This is a genomic window from Rhizobium mulingense, from assembly GCF_029194105.1.
Taxonomy (GTDB): domain Bacteria; phylum Pseudomonadota; class Alphaproteobacteria; order Rhizobiales; family Rhizobiaceae; genus Rhizobium; species Rhizobium mulingense.
The window spans coordinates 178,130-197,288 of the sequence record NZ_JARFVE010000008.1; the positions used below are offsets into that span (position 1 = coordinate 178,130).

Below are 19,159 nucleotides of genomic sequence, written 5' to 3' on the forward strand. Positions count from 1 at the left end.
GATGGATCGGATCATTGCGGCGAAAGTGCTCTTGAAGACTGTCGAGCGCGGCAGCGCTTCGGCTGCAGCCGAAGAATTGGGCATGTCCCGCGCGATGGCCTCGCGCTACATCGCGGCCATGGAAGACTGGTCGGGAACGCGGCTCCTCCACCGCACGACGCGACAGCTCAGCCTGACATCGGCGGGCGAACGCGTTCTTGAAATGTGTCGGGAAATCGTCCGTGTTGCCGACGCAGTGACGGAAGTCGCAGATCACGCAGAGACTCCGCACGGTCTTCTGAGGGTGACGGCACCCAGCATCCTCGCAGAAGCGCAGCTCATTCCGCTTCTTTCAGATTTTGCCGACGTCTATCCGCGCATCAAGGTCGATTTACAGATTTCCGATCGGACGATCGACCTCGTGCAGGACCGCATCGATCTGGCGATAAGGATCGCCAATCGCCTGGACCCATCCTTGATCGCGAAACGGCTGGGACAGTGCTCGTCGCTGCTCTACGCCTCGCCGCGCTATCTCCAGGAATACGGAGTTCCCTCAACACCAGAGGATCTCGACGACCACAGGTGCCTCACCTATACCCACCTTGGGGGGACGGAATGGTCACTGAAGAGTTTCGAATCTCAGATCGTCATGTCGGTGGACGGAACCTTCCAGACCAATGACGCTGTCGCCCTGCGCCGTGCCGCTCTGTCCGGTCTCGGCATCGCAATGCTGCCGCGTTTTGCCGCCGATCAGGAGGTTAGGACAGGTCAGCTGGTTGTCGTCTTGCCGGAGTGGAAGCCGAGCACACTTGGCATCCACGCTCTTTATGTTTCGCGAAAGCACCTGCCAATGGCTGCACGAGTCCTCATCGACTTTCTGGCAACAAGACTGGCGGATATATAGGGCCGTCAAGTTTGGGATAACCCGTAACGTGTCGGCCGGACCAGCACCCGGCTCGCCCTGGGTCTGTTCGCCGTTTATCACATCGTTTTTATGATGGTACGGCAAAACGTGACTGCCCCGACGCATGGATTTTGTCATGCTGCCGGTGCAGATTGGCCATCGGCCGCCTTGGCCTTCAGAAATTGGAGAGGAACATATGAATTGGAAAGCAGTAGCTGCCGCCGCAGCGATGGCGGGAATAGCCTTCGGTTCGGTGACCGCCGCCGACGGTACACATGATTCGCGCATTGCGCTGATGAAGAAGATCGGCGGTTCGGCGGGCGCCTTGGCCGCTGTCGCCAAGGGCGAGAAACCCTACGATGCCGAGACGGTAAAGACGGCGCTGACGACGATTGCCGCCACCGCGAAAGTTTTCCCCGATCAGTTCAAGCCGGGTAGCGATATGAACGATCCCGAGGTCAGCCCCAAGGTCTGGGAGAACATGGATGACTTCAAAGCGCGCGCCGCAAAGCTATCCACGGACGCCGAAACTGCGCTCGCTCAGCTTCCGGCCGACGCCGCAGCCGTCGGCGCCACTGTCAATACGCTCGGCGCCAATTGCGGCGGCTGTCACAAGGCCTATCGTATCAAGGATTGATAGGCCGCCCACAGCAATTCCAGCAAAATTGTAAAGCGGTTTGGCGTCTGGGGTAGCGAAGGAAGAGACCGCAATTCCAGCAAAGGTGCGCGGCCTGGTGCCGCGTGGCGCGCGGGAAATGGAACGCTCTGAATCCGCGATCCGTGCCCGGCTTGCCGCCGGCGCGGATCGCCTTATGTGGGACCGACGGCGGAAGCATCGGCAAAAGGGGAGGCGGCGCATGGTCCGCGGGTTCATCCGGTTATTGCTCTGTCTGATTGGCGTTGCCGTCCTCGGTGGCGGCGCCTTCTATCTCATCACCGCGCCCGATCCGCTGCCGGAAAGCCATTGGGCAGGGCTCGGCGCGCCGGACCCGGCTAACGGTGAGATGGTGTTCTGGGCGGGCGGCTGCGTCAGCTGCCATTCAGCCCCCGGTTCCGAAGGCGATGCGAAACTGACGCTGTCGGGCGGTCTGGCGCTGAGGAGTCCTTTCGGCACCTTCCACGTGCCGAACATTTCGCCCGATGAGAAGGCTGGCATCGGCGGCTGGACGCTCGCCCAGTTCGGCAATGCGATGAAACGCGGCGTCGGCCCGGGCGGGGAGCATCTCTACCCGTCCTTTCCCTATGGTTCCTATGCGCGCATGAGCGACAAGGACGTCAACGATCTCTTCGCCTTCCTGAAGACGCTGCCGAAGAGCGCCAACGTCACGCCCCCACATGAGCTGCCGTTCCCCTACAACATCCGGCTTGCGCTCGGCGGCTGGAAATTCCTCTATTTCAACGATCAGCCGCGAGTGGCGCTCGCCAAGAGCGACGACAAGGTGAAGCGCGGGCAGTATCTTGTCGAAGGCCCCGGCCATTGCGGAGAATGCCATACGCCGCGCGATGCGCTCGGCGGGTTCCAAGCCGATCAGTGGCTCGCCGGCGCGCCCAATCCGGAAGGCAAGGGGCGCATACCCGACATTACCCCGGCCTCGAAGAGCATCGGCAGCTGGAGCGAGGCCGATATCGCCAACTACCTCGAAACCGGGTTCACGCCCGATTTCGATTCTGTCGGCGGTTCGATGGTCGATGTCCAGAAGAACATCGCCCGCCTGCCGGCCGGCGACCGGGAAGCGATCGCCGCCTATCTGAAGGCACTGCCGGGGCGCTGAAGCATGTCCCGCAAAGTGTGCAGCGGCTTTTGCGGCCGCTGCATCCGAAAAGTCGATCTTCCTCTGTTTATAGGGAAGTGGGACCTGGCATGAGATCATAGGGGTGGCGCCAGCCTGGCATGCTGCTGATACGGTCCTTCCATGCCGCGATAGCCGGAAAGGCGCTGTGATCGATTCCGGTATCCTCCGGCATGAAGACGTAGCCCGCCAAAGAAAGGTCTGCGATCGTCAGCCGCTCGCCGACCATGAATGCCCGGTGGGCCAGGTGTTCGTCGACAATCGCATAGGCAGCTTTAGCCCTCAGCCTTAAGAACTCGACGACCGGCGTCTCGCCGCTCTTCTGGAGGCCGTAGATGAATCGCAGCGTCGCGTAATAGCTGGTGAATTTATGGTTGTCGAAGAGGATCCAGCGCATGATGTCGCGCCGTTCTTCGGCCGTCTTGGCTCCATAATGGCCTGTCACTTCCGACAGGTAGTCCAGAATGATCCCCGATTGGCTGATCTTCGTATGCCCATGTTCGAGCACAGGCGCTTCGCCCTGTTCGTTGATCGTCTGTCGCCATTCTTCAGTACGCGTTTCACCGCCCAGATAATCAACGAAAATGCTTTCCCATTCGATGCCGGCAAGCGCAAAGAAGAGTGCGGCCTTGTAGCAGTTTCCGGAGAGAGCGAAGCAATGAAGTTTGAAATCAGCCATGAAAGCTCCTAACGCGATTCGATAAAGTATCAGCAGTATTGAAGCGGGGCCCGTCCGACTCGATTCGAGCCCCATCCTGATCTGAATAGATGCGCGCCGCTCCAACTGGCAAGCTTGACCCGCTCCCGCCCGCCGAGCCAGGAATGTGGACCTTCGATCTGGCCAACCTAGGCGATCGACTGCATGTAGCGCATGCCGGTTACCGGCCGCGCGGTGAAATCCATCTGTTCGTAGAAGCGATGCGCCAGCACGTTGCCGGTTGCGGCGCTGACGGAGAGGTAGCCGCAGCCGGCATTGCGCGCTGTCTCGCGGGCCCGGTCGACCAGCAACTGGCCGGTGCCATGGCCACGATGGCCGTCGCGCACGAAGAGGTGATGCAGGTCCATGCCGCGTTTTCCCTCCTGCGCCCTGTAGAGGGGCACGAGGATGGCGTAACCGATGAGCCCTTCGCCGGTTTCGGCGACGAGTGCGGTAATCCAGGGCAGGGGGCCGAACAGGTCGCGCTCCAGCTGCTCCGGCGTGGTGCCGGACGCATCGCCGTGATGGGCGGCAAGCAGGGCGATCATTTCGTTGAGCTCGGGCAGGTCGCGCGGCTTGGCGGTGCGGATGGTCACCACCGATGGCCGCATCAGTGAAATTTCGCTGTCTTCGATTTCGGTCATGGTCTTCGCGTCCTTTAATGGTCTGCCGTCAGGACGCTGCCGATACAACAAAGCCGCCTGACGGCGGCTTGTTGACAATATGATCTGTCCGGCCGCCCTTTACAGGTACAGCCAAAAATACGAGCGGCTCTGGTGCGCGTTTTTGATCATGGCGCATCAATCGCCGCAAACCGTGCATTTGTCAATGGCGTTGGAGCGTGGCGCTTAAACGCTGCCACGGTCATTGATGTTGCCCGGTGTCCTTGATAGGATACCCCCCTATGTTATAAAAGGCCGATTATGTCCCATACCATCCTGCAGAAAAAGAAGCTCATCGCCCGCATTGGCCGCTTGAAGGGGCAGATGGAGGCGGTGGAGCGGGCGCTTGAGGCTGAACGCCCCTGCGGCGAAATCCTGCAATTGCTCGCCTCGATCCGCGGCGCTTTGACCGGTCTGACCGGCGAGGTGCTGGACGATCATCTGCGCGAGCATGTGCTTAATGCCGCCGGTGACGCGGCAAGGGCCGAGGCAGTCGAGGAAATTTCGGAAGTGTTGCGAACCTATATCCGCTGATGAGAGAAGGAGCCTGAATGAATGCCGGGATCGGGAAAGCCCAAATGACCGCCCTCGAACACGATCATGTCTTCCTCGGCGCCGATCATCAGCGCAACGAGTTGCGGATCTGGCTGGTGATCGGCCTGACCGCGGTGATGATGGTGGCCGAAATCGCCGCCGGCACGGTCTACGGCTCCATGGCCCTGGTGGCTGATGGCTGGCACATGTCCACCCATGCCAGCGCTCTTCTGATCTCGGCGCTCGCCTATCTCTTTGCCCGCCGGCAGGCACGCAATCCGCGCTTCACCTTCGGCACTGGCAAGCTCGGCGATCTCGCCGGTTTTGCCAGCGCCATCATTCTTGCGCTGATCGCCCTGCTGATGGCCTGGGAAAGCTGGCTGCGTCTTGCAAATCCGGTGCCGATCGGCTTTGCCCAGGCGATCGCCGTGGCGGTGGTCGGCCTTGCCGTCAATCTGGCCAGCGCCTGGCTGCTGGCCGGCGGCGGCCACGAGCACGGTCATCACGCGCATCATCATCACCACCATCACCATGGCCATCATACCCATGATCACCACGCCCGCGATCACCACGCCCACGGTAATCACGCAAAGCACGGCGACAACAATATTCGCGCCGCCTATCTGCATGTCGTCGCCGATGCCATGACCTCCGTTCTCGCCATCGCTGCGCTGACGCTCGGCAGCCTCTATGGCTGGCTATGGCTTGATCCGATCATGGGCATTGTCGGCGGCCTGGTCATTGCCAACTGGTCCTGGAGCCTGATGAAATTCTCGGGCGGCGTGCTTCTCGACGTCGTGCCCCAAGGCGAGACGCTGCCGGCCGAAATCCGCGAGGCGATCGAGACGGAGGAGGACCGGATCACCGACCTGCATGTCTGGCAGGTCGGACCCGGCCATCACGCCGCGATCGTCGCCGTCGTCACCCCCAGCCCGCGCGAGCCGGCCTTCTACAAGGCCCGGCTTTCGGCGCTCTCGGAATTGTCGCATGTGACGGTCGAGGTGACGCGACGCGCCGCATGATCCGGTGCGGACCACTTCGTTGCCGCGATGACGAGATGCCGCCGCAATCGCGCCTTAACTCTGTCCTCCTCACCGCCGGAGGATTTTCATGGATCTCAGTCTTACCCGCCGCATGCTGATCGGCTCGGCTTTGTGCCTGCCTGCGCTCACATTTCCCGCCAGGGCCGAGGAGAAGAGCGAGGAGGGCGACGACAATGTCGAGCGCCGCCTGGCCGAGCTGGAAAAACGCACCGGCGGGCGCCTTGGCGTCTCGGTGCTCGACACCCAGACCAGCATCTCCTTCGGCTACCGCGGCAGCGAAGCCTTTCCGATGTGCAGCACCTTCAAGGCCCTGGCCGCTGGCTTCGTGCTGGCCCGGGTCGACAAGGGTGAGGAAAAACTCGAGCGGCGGGTGACCTTCGGCAAGGACAAGCTTGTCGACTATTCGCCGATCAGCGAAAAACACGCCGGCGCCGACGGCATGACGATCGCCGAACTCTGCGATGCGGCGGTGACGCTCAGCGACAATACCGCCGGCAACCTGCTGCTCGAAAGCTTCGGCGGGCCGGCCGGGCTGACCGACTGGCTGCGCTCGATCGGCGACGGCACGACGCGTCTCGACCGCACCGAACCGACGCTGAACGAAGGCCGGAAGGACGACCCGCGCGACACGACGACGCCGGATGCGATGCTCGACACGCTCGGCAATCTGACCCTCGGCTCGGTGCTGACCGAGGCGTCCTCGGACAGGCTGATCGCCTGGCTGGTCGCAAGCACGACCGGCAAGGATCGGCTGAGGGCCGGCCTGCCGGCGGATTGGAAAGTCGGCGACAAGACCGGCACCGGTCCGAACGGCTCGCTCGGCGACATCGCCGTCATCTGGCCCCCCGACCGCGGCCCGATCGTCGCCGCCGTCTATGTCGCCGAAGCGACCGCGCCAGTGAAGGACCTCAACCCGGTCTTTGCCGAGGTTGGGCGGATGATTGTCGAGATGGTTTGAGCGGAATGCGAAACTGTCCGGTTCGCTGTGGGGGGGCTTACTAGTTGGTTGCATAGGGAATGAGGATTGGTCCAGGCGGCTCCGCCCCTTGCCAATCGGGTCCCTCCACCTCCGTGGGGGGGGGGGGGGGGGGCGGGGCCCCCCCCCCCCGCCCCCCCCCCCCCCGCCCCCCCCCCGCCCGCGCCCCCCCCCCCCCCCCCCCCCCCCCCCCCACGGCCGCAAGCACTGCGCTAGCGTTCACGATGACAAAGGCAACCGTAGCCGAGCAACTCGAGCGGGCGGCATGGATACTCGGGTCAAGCCCGAGTATGACGGAGGGTGGAGGATGCGATTAGCAGGAAGCGGGACGTCCCGAGGAATTCCAGCAAAATGCGGGCGGCTTTGAGTGGGAGTTACGCAAACAAAGATGGCGATTCCTTCAAAACCACTTGCGATCCTTGCCGCATACGCTCCGCCACCCTCCGTCGTCCTCGGGCTTGACCCGAGGACCCACGGCCGCAGGTCCTTCCGAAACCAGGGTGCGGTTCCTCCTCCATCACGGCAGCGTATAGGCGATCACATAATCGCCGGGCTTGGTGCCGACAGAGCCGTGGCCGCCGGCGACCATGACGACATATTGCTTGTTGTCATCAGTCGTATAGGTCATCGGCGTCGCCTGGCCGCCCGCCGGAAGCCGCGCCTGCCAGAGTTCCCGGCCGCTCGTCACGTCATAGGCGCGCAGGTAGTTGTCGACCGCGGCCCCGAGGAAGGCGACGCCGCCTTTGGTCAGCATCGGTCCGCCGATGCCGGGCACGCCGACCTTGAAGGGCAGGGGCAGTGGCGTCATGTCGTGCACGGTGCCGTTCTTATGCATATAGGCGATCTTGCCGGTACGCAGGTCGACGCCGGCGACGTAGCCCCATGGCGGCGCCTGGCAGGGGATCTGCAGCGGCCCGAGGAAGGGCCCCATGAACACGCCATAGGGCGCGCCGTCGTTGCGGTTGAGCCCCTGCTCGCTGCCCTTTTCATCCTGGCCGCGTGGCGGAATGTCGGCCGCCGGCACCAGGCGTGAGGTGAAGGCGAGATAGGTCGGCATGCCGAACATGATTTGGCGTTCCGGATCCACCGCGACGCTGCCCCAGTTGAACGTGCCGAAATTGCCGGGATAGACGATCGTGCCTTGAAGCGACGGCGGCGTGTAGCGGCCCTCATAGCGGTAGCGGTGGAACTCGATGCGGCAGGCGAGCTGGTCAAACAGCGACACGCCCCACATGTCCTTTTCCTTCAGCGGCTCGGGCGAGAAGGTGAGGTCGGAGATCGGCTGCGTCGGCGCGGTATGATCGCCGGAGATCGCTCCATCCGGCGCCGGGATCTCCTTGACCGGGATGATCGGCTCGCCGCTGCGCCGGTCGAGCACATAGAGGTCGCCCTGCTTGGTTGGGCCGACGAGGGCGGGAACGACGCTGCCGTCTTCTTTGGTCAGGTCGATCAGCGCCGGCTGGGCCGGCACGTCCATATCCCAGAGATCGTGATGCACGGTCTGGCGCACCCAGCGCAGCTGACCGGTGGCGATGTCGAGCGCGACGATCGAGGAGGAGAATTTCTCGACATTGTCGCTGCGGTTGATGCCGAGCTGATCGGGCACCTGATTGCCGAGCGGGATGTAAACCATGCCGAGCGCCTCGTCTACGCTGAAGACCGACCAGCTGTTCGGCGAGTTGGTCGTATAGGTCTGGCCCTCGGCAATCGGTGTCGTCACATCAGGATTGCCGGAATCCCAGTTCCACACCAGCGCGCCGGTCTTGATGTCGAAGGCGCGGATGACGCCGGACTGCTCCTCGGTGGAATAATTGTCGTTGACTGCCCCGCCGATGATGATCTTGCCGGCCACGGCGACCGGCGGCGAGGTGGAATAATAATAGCCGGCCGGGTTGAAGCGCATGCCGGTTTCGAGATGCAGCACGCCCTGATCGGCAAAGCCGGTGCAGACCTTGCCGTCCGCCGCGTCGAGCGCGATCAGCCGGGCATCGGAGGTCGGCAGGTATACGCGCTCGGCACAGGGCTGGCCGGCGGCGACATCGGGATCGGCATAATAGGTGACGCCGCGGCAGGTCTGATGCTGCCGGTTCGGGTTCATGCCGGAATTGGCGTCATATTTCCATTTCTGCTTGCCGGTCTTGGCGTCGAGCGCGATCGCCCAGTTATGCGGCGTGCAGAGATAGAGCGTGTCGTTCACTTTGAGCGGCGTCACCTGATAGGTGGTCTCGCTGATATCCTCCGGCCGTTTGACGTCGCCGGTCTGGTATCGCCACGCCTCCTTGAGCGTGGCGACATTCTCCGTGGTGATCTGGTCGAGCGGCGAATAACGCTGGCCGAACGGCGTGCGGCCGTACTGATGCCATTCTCCATCCGGCACGCTGCCGCCGAAGGCTGGGCTGGCAGCGACCTGATCCTTCGGCAGGTCGCCGGCGAGATCATGCGGATCCGTCGTCATTGAATAGAGGGCGACGAGGATGGCGAGAATGACCGGTAGGGCGAGCGGCCAGGGGGTGGCGTCGTAGGTGATGCCCGTCGGGCTGCGAAAGCCGAGCGGCCGGCGGATCCACGGCGTCAGCAGCCAGAGCCCGAGCAGGATGATGATGCCGCCGCGCGGTCCGAGCTGCCACCAGTCGAAACCGACCTCCCAGATCGCCCAGGCGAGCGCCGCAACAACGAGCACCGCATAGACCCAGAGCGCCACCGCCTTGCGCATCAGAAGCAGCCCGGCGGTGATGAGGAACATCAGCCCGGCGAACAGATAGAAGACGCTGCCACCGAGCGTGACGAGCCAGAGCCCGCCACCACCGAGCGCCAGCCCGACGATGATGAAGAGGATGGAGGTGATGACGATCGCCATTAGGCTGTCTCCCGCAGAGGTTCGCTGGGGTGAAGGAAGGGCGGAAGAGCCCCGCCGATCAGCCAGATAGCGCGAGAGAGATGCCTTTCAACGGCCGCATTTGCCGCAGGGTAAAATCACGGCTCGGTTGTAGTAATGACGGCAGCCGGCTCGAACGGACGCAGGCTTTAACGTCGCTCACGTCCCGCAGAAGGTTGCCAGCACCCGTTCATGCGGCTTCGGCGGCTCACTATAGGCGGCAAAATGCGGCTGGTCGTCATAGGGTCTGGCGAGCACCGTCAGCAGCGCCTCGAACGGCGAGAAATCGCCGTTTTCGACCGCCGCGTCGATCGCCTGTTCGACGCGGTGATTGCGCGGAATGAAGGCCGGATTGACGCCGCGCATGGCGGTGGCGCGCTCGCTGGCCGTCTGCGGATCGCGCGACAGTCGCTCGCGCCACCGTGTGAGCCAGGTACGGCCGGCCTCCGCCTCGCGGAAACTTGCGGCAAAGGCGGGCTCTGCGGTTTCGTCGCCGGCAAGGTCCGACAGTCGGCGGAAGGTCAGGGTGAAATCAGCCCCCTGCGCCTGCATCAGCGACAGTAGCGCCTGCACCAGATCGAGATCACCTTCCTCTTCGCCGGCAAGGCCGATCTTCGCCCGCATGCCAGCCAGCCAATGCGCCTGGAACCGTTCGCCATAGGCCCGGATCACTGCATTCGCCTTGTCGACCGCCCCGTCGGGGTCGGCGTCGATCAGCGGCAGCAGCGTTTCGCCGAGCCGTGCAAGGTTCCACTGGCCAATGGCGGGCTGGTTGGCATAGGCATAACGGCCATGCTGGTCGATCGACGAGAAAACCGTCGCCGGATCGTAAGTATCCATGAAAGCGCAGGGGCCGAAATCGATCGTCTCGCCGGAGATCGTCATATTGTCCGTGTTCATCACACCGTGGATGAAACCGACATGCAGCCAGCGGGCGATCAGTGCGGCCTGCCGCTCTGAGACGGCTTCGAACAAGCGCAGATAAGGCTCCTGCGCCTCTTTCAGCGCGGAATAATGCCGGTCGATCACATAATCGGCGAGTGCACGCACACCGTCTGTATCGCCCCGCGCCGCAAAAAACTGGAAGGTGCCTACCCTGATGTGGCTGGCCGCGACCCGGGTGAAGACGGCGCCCGGCAGCACCTCTTCCCGGTAAACCGGCTCGCCCGTCGTCACCGCCGCCAGCGCCCGCGTCGCCGGAATGCCGAGCGCAAACATCGCCTCGCTGACGATATATTCGCGCAGCACCGGCCCGAGGGCTGCCCGCCCGTCCCCGCGCCTCGAGAAGGGCGTCGGTCCGGCGCCCTTCAGCTGGATATCGAAGCGCCTGCCGCTGCGATCGATCACCTCGCCGAGCAGAATCGCCCGGCCGTCGCCGAGCTGCGGCGAGAAGCCGCCGAACTGATGGCCGGCATAGGCCATCGCCAGCGGTTGTGCGCCTTCCGGAACGAGGTTGCCGGAAAAGATCGCCGCGCCGTCGCGCCGTAGCGCCTCGACGTCGAGCCCGAGCTCGGCGGCGAGGGGCTCGTTGAGCTTGATCAGCCAAGGCTCCGCCACCGCCGTCGGCATCTGCGCCGCAAAGAAGCGCTGCGGCAGGCCGGCATAGCTGTTATCGAAGGCGAAGGCCGCACAGGGCCGGTTTTTCTCGAGGGCGGAGGTCATAATCGATAGGTAGGGCCGGGTGGCGTGCGGCGCAAGCTCTTCACGAAGCATGAGGCCGATGCAAGCAAACGTGATCTGCTTTTCCCGCTCGTCAAAGCTGCTTTGCCATAAAGGACATAGCGCCGCCATGATCACAGGCGTATAGCAGATCGTCTCCCCTTGGCGTTAGCCATGTCATCCCCCGCGGCCTTGCTGCTTCCTGTGCTCCGCCGCGCCACCGCGAGTGATCCCGGACGATGTCGGATCAGATTTACCAGGCGCCGATGGTTCGGCGCGCCGCGCCCAATTTCCGGGTGATCGCGATGATCGTCGCGAGTGCGATGTTGATGGAAAATATCGATGCGACCGTGCTGGCGACGGCGCTGCCGACCATGGCGCGCGATTTTGCCGTCAGCGCGCCGGCCATGTCGATTGCGCTCACTTCCTATCTCCTCAGCCTGGCGATCTTCATTCCGGCGAGCGGCCGCATGGCCGACAGTTTCGGCTCCCGCACCGTCTTCCGCGCGGCCATCGCCGTCTTCGTCATCGGCTCCATCCTCTGCGCGCTGGCGCCAACGCTGTCGTTCCTGGTGCTGGCGCGGCTGCTGCAGGGCCTCGGCGGCGCGATGATGATGCCGGTCGGGCGCCTGGTGCTGATGCGCAGCGTCGCCCGCAAGGATATGGTCAGCGCCATGTCCTGGCTGCTGGTGCCGGCGCTGATCGGCCCGATCGTCGGGCCGCCGCTCGGCGGCTTCTTCGTCACCTATCTCGACTGGCGCTGGATCTTCTACATCAACGTGCCGATCGGCATCATCGGCATGACCTTCGTGTCGATCTATATCGATGAAGTGAAGGGCAAGGCGAGCGGCCCGTTCGATACGATCGGCTTCGTGCTCTCCGGCATCTCGCTCGGCTCGCTGCTCTTCGGCTTCGAAATGTCGAGCCACGAAGGCGAGGGCGCCTTTTCCATCTTCCTGATCGCCATCGGCCTCATCTTCGGCACCGCCTATTTGAGGCATGCCCGCCGGCATCCGTCGCCGATCATGGACTTCTCGCTGATGAAGGTGCCGAGCTTCGGCACCTCGGTCATCGCCGGTTCGCTGACGCGCATCACCCAGGGCGCCCAGCCCTTCCTGCTGCCGCTGCTCTTCCAGATCGGCTTCGGCCTGTCGGCCGCCGCCGCCGGCCAGATCGTCATCGCCACCGCGCTTGGCGCTCTCGCCATGAAGCCGATGGCGAAGTTCGTCTTCAGCCGGCTCGGTTTCCGCCGCAGCCTCGTCCTCAACGGCATTCTCGGCACGATCGGCTACGGCCTCTGCGCCGCCTTCCGGCCGGATTGGCCGATGCCGCTGATCTTCATCGTCCTGATACTCAGCGCCTTCTTCCTGTCATTCCAGTTCACCGCCTACAACACGATTGCCTATGACGAGATCGACAGGGAGCGGATGAGCTCGGCCACGAGTTTCTACACCACCTTCCAGCAGCTGATGCTGTCGCTCGGCATCTGCATCGGCGCCTTGGCGCTGCATGGCTCGATGGCCTTCAACGAGGTCGAAACGCCGTCGCTCGGCGATTTCTCCACCGCCTTCATCGTCGTCACCCTCATCTCGATCACCGCGACCTTTTGGAACCTGCGCTTCTCGCCGACCGCCGGCGAGGAAATCAGCGGCTATAAGGCGAAACGGACGGAAGGCGCCGCCGCCGAAGGCTGACGCCGCCTTTTCTCTCATCAGAAGCAGACGGTCCCCCGCGGTGGCTTGCGCCGCATGCGCCGGCCCTCACGTCGGTCGGCCTCGAGCCCGTAGGCGCTCGGCCCGCCGAAGGCTGCGAGATCGATATCCCGCAACGCGACCTCCACCATCGCCTCGGGCTCGGCGCGCCCGCGCCGCCCCGTGATTCTAAGCCACAGCCCGCGCCAGCCTCGCCGGCGCGACTCCGCTCCCACCATCGTCATCCTCCTGTCCTCCCTCTTGGGCTCACGCCGCCTGCGGCAGGCATGCCTCGCAGATGGCCGCGACATGGCGATGATCCGTGCCGCAGCAGCCGCCGAGCACGCGCAGCTCGGGCATGCGATCGAGAAGCTTGCGGTATCGCCGCCCGAGATCTTCGGGATCGCCGGCATCGAGTGTCTCGCTGTTATCAAGCTGCTCGTGGCTCATGGTCGAAGCATTGGCGCGGATGCCGGAAATGCGCTTTACCCATGCGCTGCCATGATCGAGAGCGCCTTCGAAATGCGTCGGATGCGCGCAGTTGATCATGTAGTAGACCGGTGCTCCGCCAGTCGCCATGTCGGTCGTCTCGATGGCGTCCTGAATGCTGCGGCCCGTCACCAGCCTGCCGTCCGTCTCCAGCGTGAAGGATATGGCGCAGGGCATGGCGAACGACTTTGCCGCACGCGCCACGCCGATCGCCTCGTCGATATTCGTCAACGTGAAGGCGCTCACCATGTCCGCCTCCGTGCCGGTGAAGGCTTCGATCTGGAAGGCGTGGTAGTCCTCCGCTTCGTTGGCGCTCATCATGCCCGCCTTGTAGCCGTCACCGCGCGGGCCGATGGCGCCGCTGATGACGATCGGCTGCCCCGGCTGCTCATAGGTGCTGCGCAAGCCGGCCAGCAGTTCGACGGCTTCTTCGTTCGCCGCCTTCAGCGCTTCGCGGGTGTAACCGAGCTTTCGCCCCCAGTCGGGATTGGCCCGCCACGTGGCGGTGTCGAGCACGAAGCCGGTACCGTGCCGCCGTGCGATGTCGAGGTAGCGGCGATAGTAGTTCCGCGTGCGGTTCCGGCCATCTTCGGAAGCCAGCAATACGAAGGCGGCGAAATGCGGAAGCGCGATCCCTTCCTGGAAGATCATCGTCGTCTCCATGCCGCCATCGGTCAGGAAGGTGCCGCCTTTGAGTTGCGGTAAACTATGTCTGTACTTTGCCATTGTTGTGGTCTCTCCCGTCGCGGCGCCTGAAATGGCGGCCGTCGATGAGTAAAGTTCTGCCGCTTAATCGGCTGCCAAACTAGGCGACTTGAGGTATACTGGCGGAAATTTCGATTTTAGCGGATTGAAATCAATCGCTTGGCATCAGCCGATGCTACCCGGAACCGAAGCGGATGCGAACCTTCGGCGCTCGAAACTGTACCGCGGGTACAGGAGGGGGAAATGCGAAAGGGAGAGGAAACCCGGACCCGCATTCTCGATGTGGCCGAAGCGGCGGTATTGCAGAAGGGCTTCGGCGGCACCTCCATCGAGGAGCTGATCGCCGAAACCGGCATTACCAAGAGCGGCTTCTTCTATCACTTCAAGGACAAGAACGAACTCGCCAAGGCGCTGCTCAACCGTTACATCGAAAACGACGAGCGCATCTATGACGAGATATTCAGCCGCGCGCGCGACCTCATGGACGATCCTCTGCAATCCTTCCTGCTCGGCCTGAAGCTGCTTTCCGAACTTCTCTCCGACCTGCCCAACGGCCACCCCGGCTGCCTCGTGGCGACCGTCTGCTACTATGAGCGGCTGTTCGACCGGGAGATACAGGAAACGAACCGGAACGCGGTGCTTGCCTGGCGTCGCCGCTTCGGCCGTATGTTGAGGGAAATCATGGATGTCTATCCGCCGCGCGAGCCCGTCGATGTCGATCAGCTCGCCGACATGGTTTCCTCCGTCCTCGAAGGCGGCATCGTGCTGTCGAAGACACTGAAGGAGCCGAACACGCTGGCCGAGCAGGTGCTGATGCTGAGGACCTTCGTACGCCTGCTCTTCCAGCCGGCTGTCGAGCAGCCCCTTGCCGTCGCAAGGCCTGCGCAGGCCTTTGGCGCCGCCGGCGGCGGCCAGACTTAGCCGGCCTCCATGTCGGCCGCCATTTCGGCGAGCTTGCGCACGGTGTTGAGGTTGCGGGACGTTCCGGGCTTCAGCGCCGGCAGCTTCAGCTTCGACCGGCCGGAGCCGTTGGGATAATGCACATAGATTTCCCGCCCGGCAAGCTTCGCCTCCTCGCCGTCGGGCGCCACCATCTTGTCCAGCGCATCGCCGGGCGTCTTTTCGGGCAGGAAGTAGACAAGCAGGAAGTTCGGCTTGGCATGGGGGAAGGGAGCGTTGGCGATGATGTCGCTAAGTTCCTTCCAGCTACGCACCATCACGCCCGGCCGCTTGCCCATCTTTTGCCCGAGGGCTTCGTCGAGCTTCGCCTCGACCGCTTTTTCGGATTCATCCGAGCGGAAAAGCACGTTGCCGCTCTGGATGTAGGTCTTCACATCGGCAAAGCCGAGGCCTTCGCAGATCACCTTCAGCTCGGCCATCGGCAGCGAACCGGTGCCGCCGACGTTCACGGCGCGGAGGAGAGCGACGTAGACGTGCATTTTTTTCTCCCTTGGCCGCTGTACCGTGCCGGCCCTGAAGATTTTACATCTTCCCCGCCACCTTGATCGCAAACGCATACTCAAACGCAATCTCCTCCAGCCGCTGGAAACGCCCCGAGGCGCCGCCATGGCCGGCGTCCATGTTGGTCTTGAGCAGGATCGGCGCCGCGCCGGTGGTCTTGTCGCGCAGCTTCGCCACCCATTTGGCCGGCTCCCAATAGGTGACGCGCGGGTCGGTCAGGCCGCCGAGCGCCAGGATCGGCGGATAGGCTTTGGCGCCGACATTGTCATAGGGCGAATAGGCGGCGATCTGCTCGTATTCTTCGCGGCTGTCGATCGGGTTGCCCCATTCCGGCCATTCCGGCGGCGTCAGCGGCAAGGTGTCGTCGAGCATGGTGTTGAGCACGTCGACGAAGGGGACGGCGGCGATGATGCCGGCAAATTTTTCCGGCGCCATGTTGGCGACAGCGCCCATCAACATGCCGCCGGCCGAGCCGCCCTCGGCGATGATCTTCGCGTAAGAGGTGAACTTCTGTTGATTCAGATAGTCGGCCGCGGCGACGAAGTCCTTGAAGGTGTTCGTCTTCTTGTCCATCTTGCCGTCTTCGTACCAGGCAAAGCCCTTGTCCTTGCCGCCGCGGATATGGGCGATGGCATAGACGAAGCCGCGGTCGGCGAGCGACAGGCAATTGGTGTTGAAGCCGGCCGGAATGGTGATGCCGTAGGCGCCGTAGCCATAGAGCAGGCAGGGGGCGCTGCCATCGAGCGGCGTGTCCTTGCGGTAGAGCAGGGTGACCGGCACGGTCTCGCCATCCCAGGCGGGGGCGAAGACCCGACGGGTGACGTAGTCTTCGGGATTGTGGCCCGACGGCACTTCCTGCGTCTTCAAGAGCGTGCGCTCGCGCGTCACCATGTTGTAGTCGTAGAGCTGCGACGGCGTCGTCATCGAGGAATAGGAGAAGCGGATGACATCGGTGTCGTATTCCGCAGCACCCGAAAGCCCCAGCGAATAGGCTTCCTCGGCAAAGGCAATCGCATGTTCCTCGCCGGTCGCCCGATCGCGGATCATGATCCGCGGCAGCCCATCCTTGCGCTCCAGCCACAGGAGATGGCGGGCATAGGCCATGTGGCTGATGATCAGCGTGCCTGGCTTATGCGGCACGACTTCGCGCCAGTTCTCCTTGCCCGGATTATCGACCGGCGCTTCCATGATCTTGAAATCCTTGGCGCCGCCGTCATTCGTCAGAATGTAGAAGACGTCGCCGCCCTCGGTCAGCGAATATTCGATGCCTTCCTGGCGCGCCGCCACCAGCTTCGGCTCGGCGGTCAGATTCTTGGTCGACAGCAGCCGGTATTCGCTAGTCTCGTGATCGTGAATGTCGATATAGATGAAATCGTCGAGCAGCGAGCCGCCGACGCCCATGAAGAAGCCGGCATCGGCTTCCTCATAGACCAGCCGGTCTTCCGACTGCGGCCGGCCGACAATGTGGTGGAACACCTTGGAGGGCCGGTGGTTCTCGTCGAGCGCCGAATAGAAGAAGCTCTTGCCGTCGGGCGCCCAGACGCCGCCGCCGCCGGTATTCTCGATCACGTCGTCGAGATCCTGGCCGGTCGAAAGGTCGCGCACCTTCAGCGTGAAGAATTCCGACCCCTTGTCGTCATAGCCCCAGATGCCGCGGCCGTGGTCGGTGGAATGGTCGAGGCCGGCGAGGCGGAAATAGGCCTTGCCTGATGCTTCCTTGTCGCCGTCGAGCAGCACCGTGCGGATCGTCTCATCGGCGACATTGCCATCGCGAGGAATGCGAAAATAGCGCGGCTGTTCGCCGCCGGTCACGTAGGACGTGCCGTAGGCATAGGCGCCGTCCTTGACCGGCACTGAGCTGTCGTCCTCCTTGATGCGGCCGCGCATTTCGGAAAACAGCACCTTCTGCAGCGGCTTGGTGTCCTCCATCGCCGCATTCATATAGGCGTTCTCAGCTTCGAGATGCCGGCGGATCTCGGGATCGAGGATCGATGGATCCTTGAACATCGCCTGCCAGTTGTCGGCGCGCAGCCAGGCGTAATCGTCCGTGCGGGTAATGCCGTGGCGCGTATCGGAGACGGGCTTCTTCGGCGCGGCGGGCGGGGTCGGCAGGTTCTTGAAAACGGACAAGGAATTGGCTCCGGTGGGAATGTCGGGTTGGCAAGAGATAGAGGCGCACCGGTTCCGGATCAAGCGCCAAGGGGCGAGGTGACCTTCCACAGGCGATGGGGCGGCTCGGTCCGCCCTGCCTTGATGTCACCACAATATTTAAGAATGTCCGCTATCGCAGATCGAAATTTACACGTGCCAAGCCCCCGGCAAGCTGCCTGCGGCAGGGTGAAGACTGGACAACAGCAAGGGATTTTTCTTCAATGCCGAAACATCTGCTCCTGTTTGTATCCCTCCTCGGCCTTGCTGCCCCCGCCTTTGCGGTCGACCCCGCCATCAAGAAGCAGCTGGAAAAACTTGATCCCTCGACCCGTCTGGAGCAGAGCTGCGACACCGAGGCGATGAGCCGCATCAACCAGGACAGCACCGGCTTCAAGCCCGACAAGGTGATCGCCTACACCTTCAAGGACCCGATCGCCGGCGACAATTCGCTGCAGGCGCCAGGCGCGGTCTTCCGCAGCAAGGGCGACTGGTACCATCTCTCCTACACCTGCATCACCGGTCCGCAGCATATCAACGTGCGCCAGCTTGATTACCAGATCGGCGACAAGGTGCCGCGCGAGAAGTGGGATAAATATTATCTCTACGATTGATCGCCTGTCCCGTTGGCTGCGCTGACCGGCCGCATGGCGGTGGACGAGTGCCGTCGCTAAACTCGGCCGATGGAATCGTAGAAGTCCTTCCATGAACCGTATCTTTCTTGTTTCGGCGTTTCTTCTGGCCGGCCTCTCCACGCTTTGCGCGGCCGAAACGCCGCCGCTGCCGGCGGCCGCCGCTCCGGTCGTGAAGAACCTGGCGGTCAAACTCGTCGAGCCGCATCTGCATATTGCCCGCTCCAATATATCAGGCCATGCCCGCATTGCGCTCACCTTCGACGCCTGCATGGGCCAGGCGGACGAGCGCATCCTGTCGACCCTGGTGCGCGAGCGCATCCCGGCGACGATCTTCGTCACCGCCCGCTGGCTGAAGCGCAACCCCGCTGCGCTCGCCGTCTTCCTGCAGAACCCCGACTTGTTCGAACTCGAAAATCACGGCGAGAACCACATTCCCGCCGTCGATACGCCTACGCTGGTCTATGGCATCGCGTCCGCCGGCTCGCCGCAGGCCGTCCGACAGGAAGTCGAAGGCGGCGCTGCCGCCATGCTCGCAGCCGGCATTCCCGCACCGCACTGGTTCCGCGGCTCGACCGCCAAATATGACCTTTCCGCCATCGGCGAAATCCGCGCCCTCGGCTATCGCATCGCCGGTTATTCGGTGAACGGCGACGGCGGCTCGCTGCTCGGCGCCGTGATCACCGAAAAGCGCATCGCCTCGGCCAAAGACGGCGACGTCGTCATCTCCCACATCAACCAGCCGACCCATGCTGCCGGCGAGGGGGTGGCGAAGGCGCTGGTCGATCTGAAGATGAGGGGCACGGAATTCGTCCGGCTGGATGATGTGGAGGATATGGGCGACGACAAGACGACGGAGTAGTTCCGCGAGGGTTATGCTGTGCAAGTCCCTCTGCCCTGCCGGGGGCTTGCTC

General features: G+C 63.3%; 17 protein-coding genes. 10 read left to right on the forward strand and 7 right to left on the reverse strand.

The genetic code is table 11. From position 1 onward, the window contains the following. Nucleotide 1 precedes the first annotated feature (1 nt). The 3 genes from PYR71_RS19785 (at nucleotide 2) to PYR71_RS19795 (ending at nucleotide 2,655) form a co-directional block, all read left to right on the forward strand. Nucleotides 2–883 (forward strand): LysR family transcriptional regulator, encoded by an 882-nt coding sequence (locus PYR71_RS19785; RefSeq protein ID WP_275620565.1) that lies wholly within the window; start codon nucleotides 2–4, stop codon nucleotides 881–883. Nucleotides 884–1,079: 196 nt separating this feature from the next. After that, complete coding sequence (locus PYR71_RS19790; RefSeq protein ID WP_183915430.1) at nucleotides 1,080–1,520, forward strand: c-type cytochrome; 441 nt, start codon at nucleotides 1,080–1,082, stop codon at nucleotides 1,518–1,520. A gap of 220 nt (nucleotides 1,521–1,740) precedes the next feature. Then, on the forward strand, nucleotides 1,741–2,655 hold the full coding sequence (locus PYR71_RS19795) for a cytochrome c (protein WP_275620566.1): 915 nt from the start codon (nucleotides 1,741–1,743) through the stop codon (nucleotides 2,653–2,655). Nucleotides 2,656–2,722: 67 nt separating this feature from the next. Here the strand turns inward: PYR71_RS19795 and PYR71_RS19800 are convergent, their stop codons facing one another. Together PYR71_RS19800 and PYR71_RS19805 are read right to left on the reverse strand one after the other, a co-directional pair. After that, nucleotides 2,723–3,352, reverse strand: a complete 630-nt coding sequence (locus PYR71_RS19800) for a glutathione S-transferase family protein (RefSeq protein ID WP_275620567.1) — start codon at nucleotides 3,350–3,352, stop codon at nucleotides 2,723–2,725. A 167-nt stretch (nucleotides 3,353–3,519) separates the two neighbouring features. Further along, nucleotides 3,520–4,014, reverse strand: a complete 495-nt coding sequence (locus tag PYR71_RS19805; protein ID WP_183915424.1) for a GNAT family N-acetyltransferase — start codon at nucleotides 4,012–4,014, stop codon at nucleotides 3,520–3,522. 279 nt (nucleotides 4,015–4,293) lie between these two features. Here PYR71_RS19805 and dmeR point away from each other — a divergent pair, with 279 nt between their 5' ends. The 3 genes from dmeR to bla all read left to right on the forward strand — a co-directional run bounded on the left by dmeR (nucleotide 4,294) and on the right by bla (nucleotide 6,567). Beyond that, a complete protein-coding gene (dmeR, locus tag PYR71_RS19810) occupies nucleotides 4,294–4,566 on the forward strand; it encodes a Ni(II)/Co(II)-sensing transcriptional repressor DmeR (RefSeq protein ID WP_275620568.1) in 273 nt (90 codons plus the stop codon). A gap of 17 nt (nucleotides 4,567–4,583) precedes the next feature. Continuing rightward, nucleotides 4,584–5,588, forward strand: a complete 1,005-nt coding sequence (gene dmeF / locus PYR71_RS19815) for a CDF family Co(II)/Ni(II) efflux transporter DmeF (RefSeq protein WP_275620569.1) — start codon at nucleotides 4,584–4,586, stop codon at nucleotides 5,586–5,588. 88 nt (nucleotides 5,589–5,676) lie between these two features. Continuing rightward, nucleotides 5,677–6,567, forward strand: a complete 891-nt coding sequence (gene bla, locus PYR71_RS19820; RefSeq protein ID WP_275620570.1) for a class A beta-lactamase — start codon at nucleotides 5,677–5,679, stop codon at nucleotides 6,565–6,567. A 535-nt stretch (nucleotides 6,568–7,102) separates the two neighbouring features. Here the strand turns inward: bla and PYR71_RS19825 are convergent. Further along, on the reverse strand, nucleotides 7,103–9,442 hold the full coding sequence (locus PYR71_RS19825) for a glucose/quinate/shikimate family membrane-bound PQQ-dependent dehydrogenase (RefSeq protein WP_275620571.1): 2,340 nt from the start codon (nucleotides 9,440–9,442) through the stop codon (nucleotides 7,103–7,105). Between the two features lie 177 nt (nucleotides 9,443–9,619). Then, nucleotides 9,620–11,122, reverse strand: coding sequence for a protein adenylyltransferase SelO (locus PYR71_RS19830; RefSeq protein ID WP_275620669.1), 1,503 nt, complete (start codon nucleotides 11,120–11,122; stop codon nucleotides 9,620–9,622). Between the two features lie 236 nt (nucleotides 11,123–11,358). Between PYR71_RS19830 and PYR71_RS19835 the strand changes: the two genes are divergently transcribed. After that, a complete protein-coding gene (locus PYR71_RS19835) occupies nucleotides 11,359–12,813 on the forward strand; it encodes an MFS transporter (protein ID WP_275620572.1) in 1,455 nt (484 codons plus the stop codon). Nucleotides 12,814–13,077: 264 nt separating this feature from the next. Here the strand turns inward: PYR71_RS19835 and PYR71_RS19840 are convergent, their stop codons facing one another. Then, nucleotides 13,078–14,025, reverse strand: coding sequence for a homocysteine S-methyltransferase family protein (locus tag PYR71_RS19840; RefSeq protein ID WP_275620573.1), 948 nt, complete (start codon nucleotides 14,023–14,025; stop codon nucleotides 13,078–13,080). Between the two features lie 222 nt (nucleotides 14,026–14,247). Here PYR71_RS19840 and PYR71_RS19845 point away from each other — a divergent pair, with 222 nt between their 5' ends. Continuing rightward, entirely contained in the window at nucleotides 14,248–14,925 is a 678-nt protein-coding gene (locus PYR71_RS19845; RefSeq protein WP_275620574.1) for a TetR/AcrR family transcriptional regulator, read from the forward strand. Here PYR71_RS19845 and PYR71_RS19850 read toward each other — a convergent pair. Both PYR71_RS19850 and PYR71_RS19855 read right to left on the reverse strand, forming a co-directional pair. After that, on the reverse strand, nucleotides 14,922–15,443 hold the full coding sequence (locus tag PYR71_RS19850; RefSeq protein WP_275620575.1) for a DUF1697 domain-containing protein: 522 nt from the start codon (nucleotides 15,441–15,443) through the stop codon (nucleotides 14,922–14,924). The two genes, PYR71_RS19845 and PYR71_RS19850, sit on opposite strands and share 4 nt — an antisense overlap. A gap of 43 nt (nucleotides 15,444–15,486) precedes the next feature. Then, nucleotides 15,487–17,595 (reverse strand): S9 family peptidase, encoded by a 2,109-nt coding sequence (locus tag PYR71_RS19855; protein ID WP_275620576.1) that lies wholly within the window; start codon nucleotides 17,593–17,595, stop codon nucleotides 15,487–15,489. 242 nt (nucleotides 17,596–17,837) lie between these two features. Here PYR71_RS19855 and PYR71_RS19860 point away from each other — a divergent pair, with 242 nt between their 5' ends. Both PYR71_RS19860 and PYR71_RS19865 read left to right on the forward strand, forming a co-directional pair. Beyond that, complete coding sequence (locus PYR71_RS19860) at nucleotides 17,838–18,227, forward strand: DUF930 domain-containing protein (RefSeq protein WP_183915405.1); 390 nt, start codon at nucleotides 17,838–17,840, stop codon at nucleotides 18,225–18,227. 91 nt (nucleotides 18,228–18,318) lie between these two features. Then, complete coding sequence (locus PYR71_RS19865) at nucleotides 18,319–19,107, forward strand: polysaccharide deacetylase family protein (protein WP_275620577.1); 789 nt, start codon at nucleotides 18,319–18,321, stop codon at nucleotides 19,105–19,107. Nucleotides 19,108–19,159 lie beyond the last annotated feature (52 nt).

Bases quoted from the DNA above. Each gene is read 5' to 3' on its own strand.
- PYR71_RS19800 (WP_275620567.1), bottom strand. From the start codon at position 3,352: ATGGCTGATTTCAAACTTCATTGCTTCGCTCTCTCCGGAAACTGCTAC.
- PYR71_RS19790 (WP_183915430.1), top strand. From the start codon at position 1,080: ATGAATTGGAAAGCAGTAGCTGCCGCCGCAGCGATGGCGGGAATAGCC.
- PYR71_RS19845 (WP_275620574.1), top strand. From the start codon at position 14,248: ATGCGAAAGGGAGAGGAAACCCGGACCCGCATTCTCGATGTGGCCGAA.
- PYR71_RS19835 (WP_275620572.1), top strand. From the start codon at position 11,359: ATGTCGGATCAGATTTACCAGGCGCCGATGGTTCGGCGCGCCGCGCCC.
- bla (WP_275620570.1), top strand. From the start codon at position 5,677: ATGGATCTCAGTCTTACCCGCCGCATGCTGATCGGCTCGGCTTTGTGC.
- dmeF (WP_275620569.1), top strand. From the start codon at position 4,584: ATGAATGCCGGGATCGGGAAAGCCCAAATGACCGCCCTCGAACACGAT.
- PYR71_RS19785 (WP_275620565.1), top strand. From the start codon at position 2: ATGGATCGGATCATTGCGGCGAAAGTGCTCTTGAAGACTGTCGAGCGC.
- PYR71_RS19805 (WP_183915424.1), bottom strand. From the start codon at position 4,014: ATGACCGAAATCGAAGACAGCGAAATTTCACTGATGCGGCCATCGGTG.
- PYR71_RS19865 (WP_275620577.1), top strand. From the start codon at position 18,319: ATGAACCGTATCTTTCTTGTTTCGGCGTTTCTTCTGGCCGGCCTCTCC.
- PYR71_RS19830 (WP_275620669.1), bottom strand. From the start codon at position 11,122: ATGACCTCCGCCCTCGAGAAAAACCGGCCCTGTGCGGCCTTCGCCTTC.
- PYR71_RS19795 (WP_275620566.1), top strand. From the start codon at position 1,741: ATGGTCCGCGGGTTCATCCGGTTATTGCTCTGTCTGATTGGCGTTGCC.
- PYR71_RS19850 (WP_275620575.1), bottom strand. From the start codon at position 15,443: ATGCACGTCTACGTCGCTCTCCTCCGCGCCGTGAACGTCGGCGGCACC.
- PYR71_RS19860 (WP_183915405.1), top strand. From the start codon at position 17,838: ATGCCGAAACATCTGCTCCTGTTTGTATCCCTCCTCGGCCTTGCTGCC.
- PYR71_RS19825 (WP_275620571.1), bottom strand. From the start codon at position 9,442: ATGGCGATCGTCATCACCTCCATCCTCTTCATCATCGTCGGGCTGGCG.
- dmeR (WP_275620568.1), top strand. From the start codon at position 4,294: ATGTCCCATACCATCCTGCAGAAAAAGAAGCTCATCGCCCGCATTGGC.
- PYR71_RS19840 (WP_275620573.1), bottom strand. From the start codon at position 14,025: ATGGCAAAGTACAGACATAGTTTACCGCAACTCAAAGGCGGCACCTTC.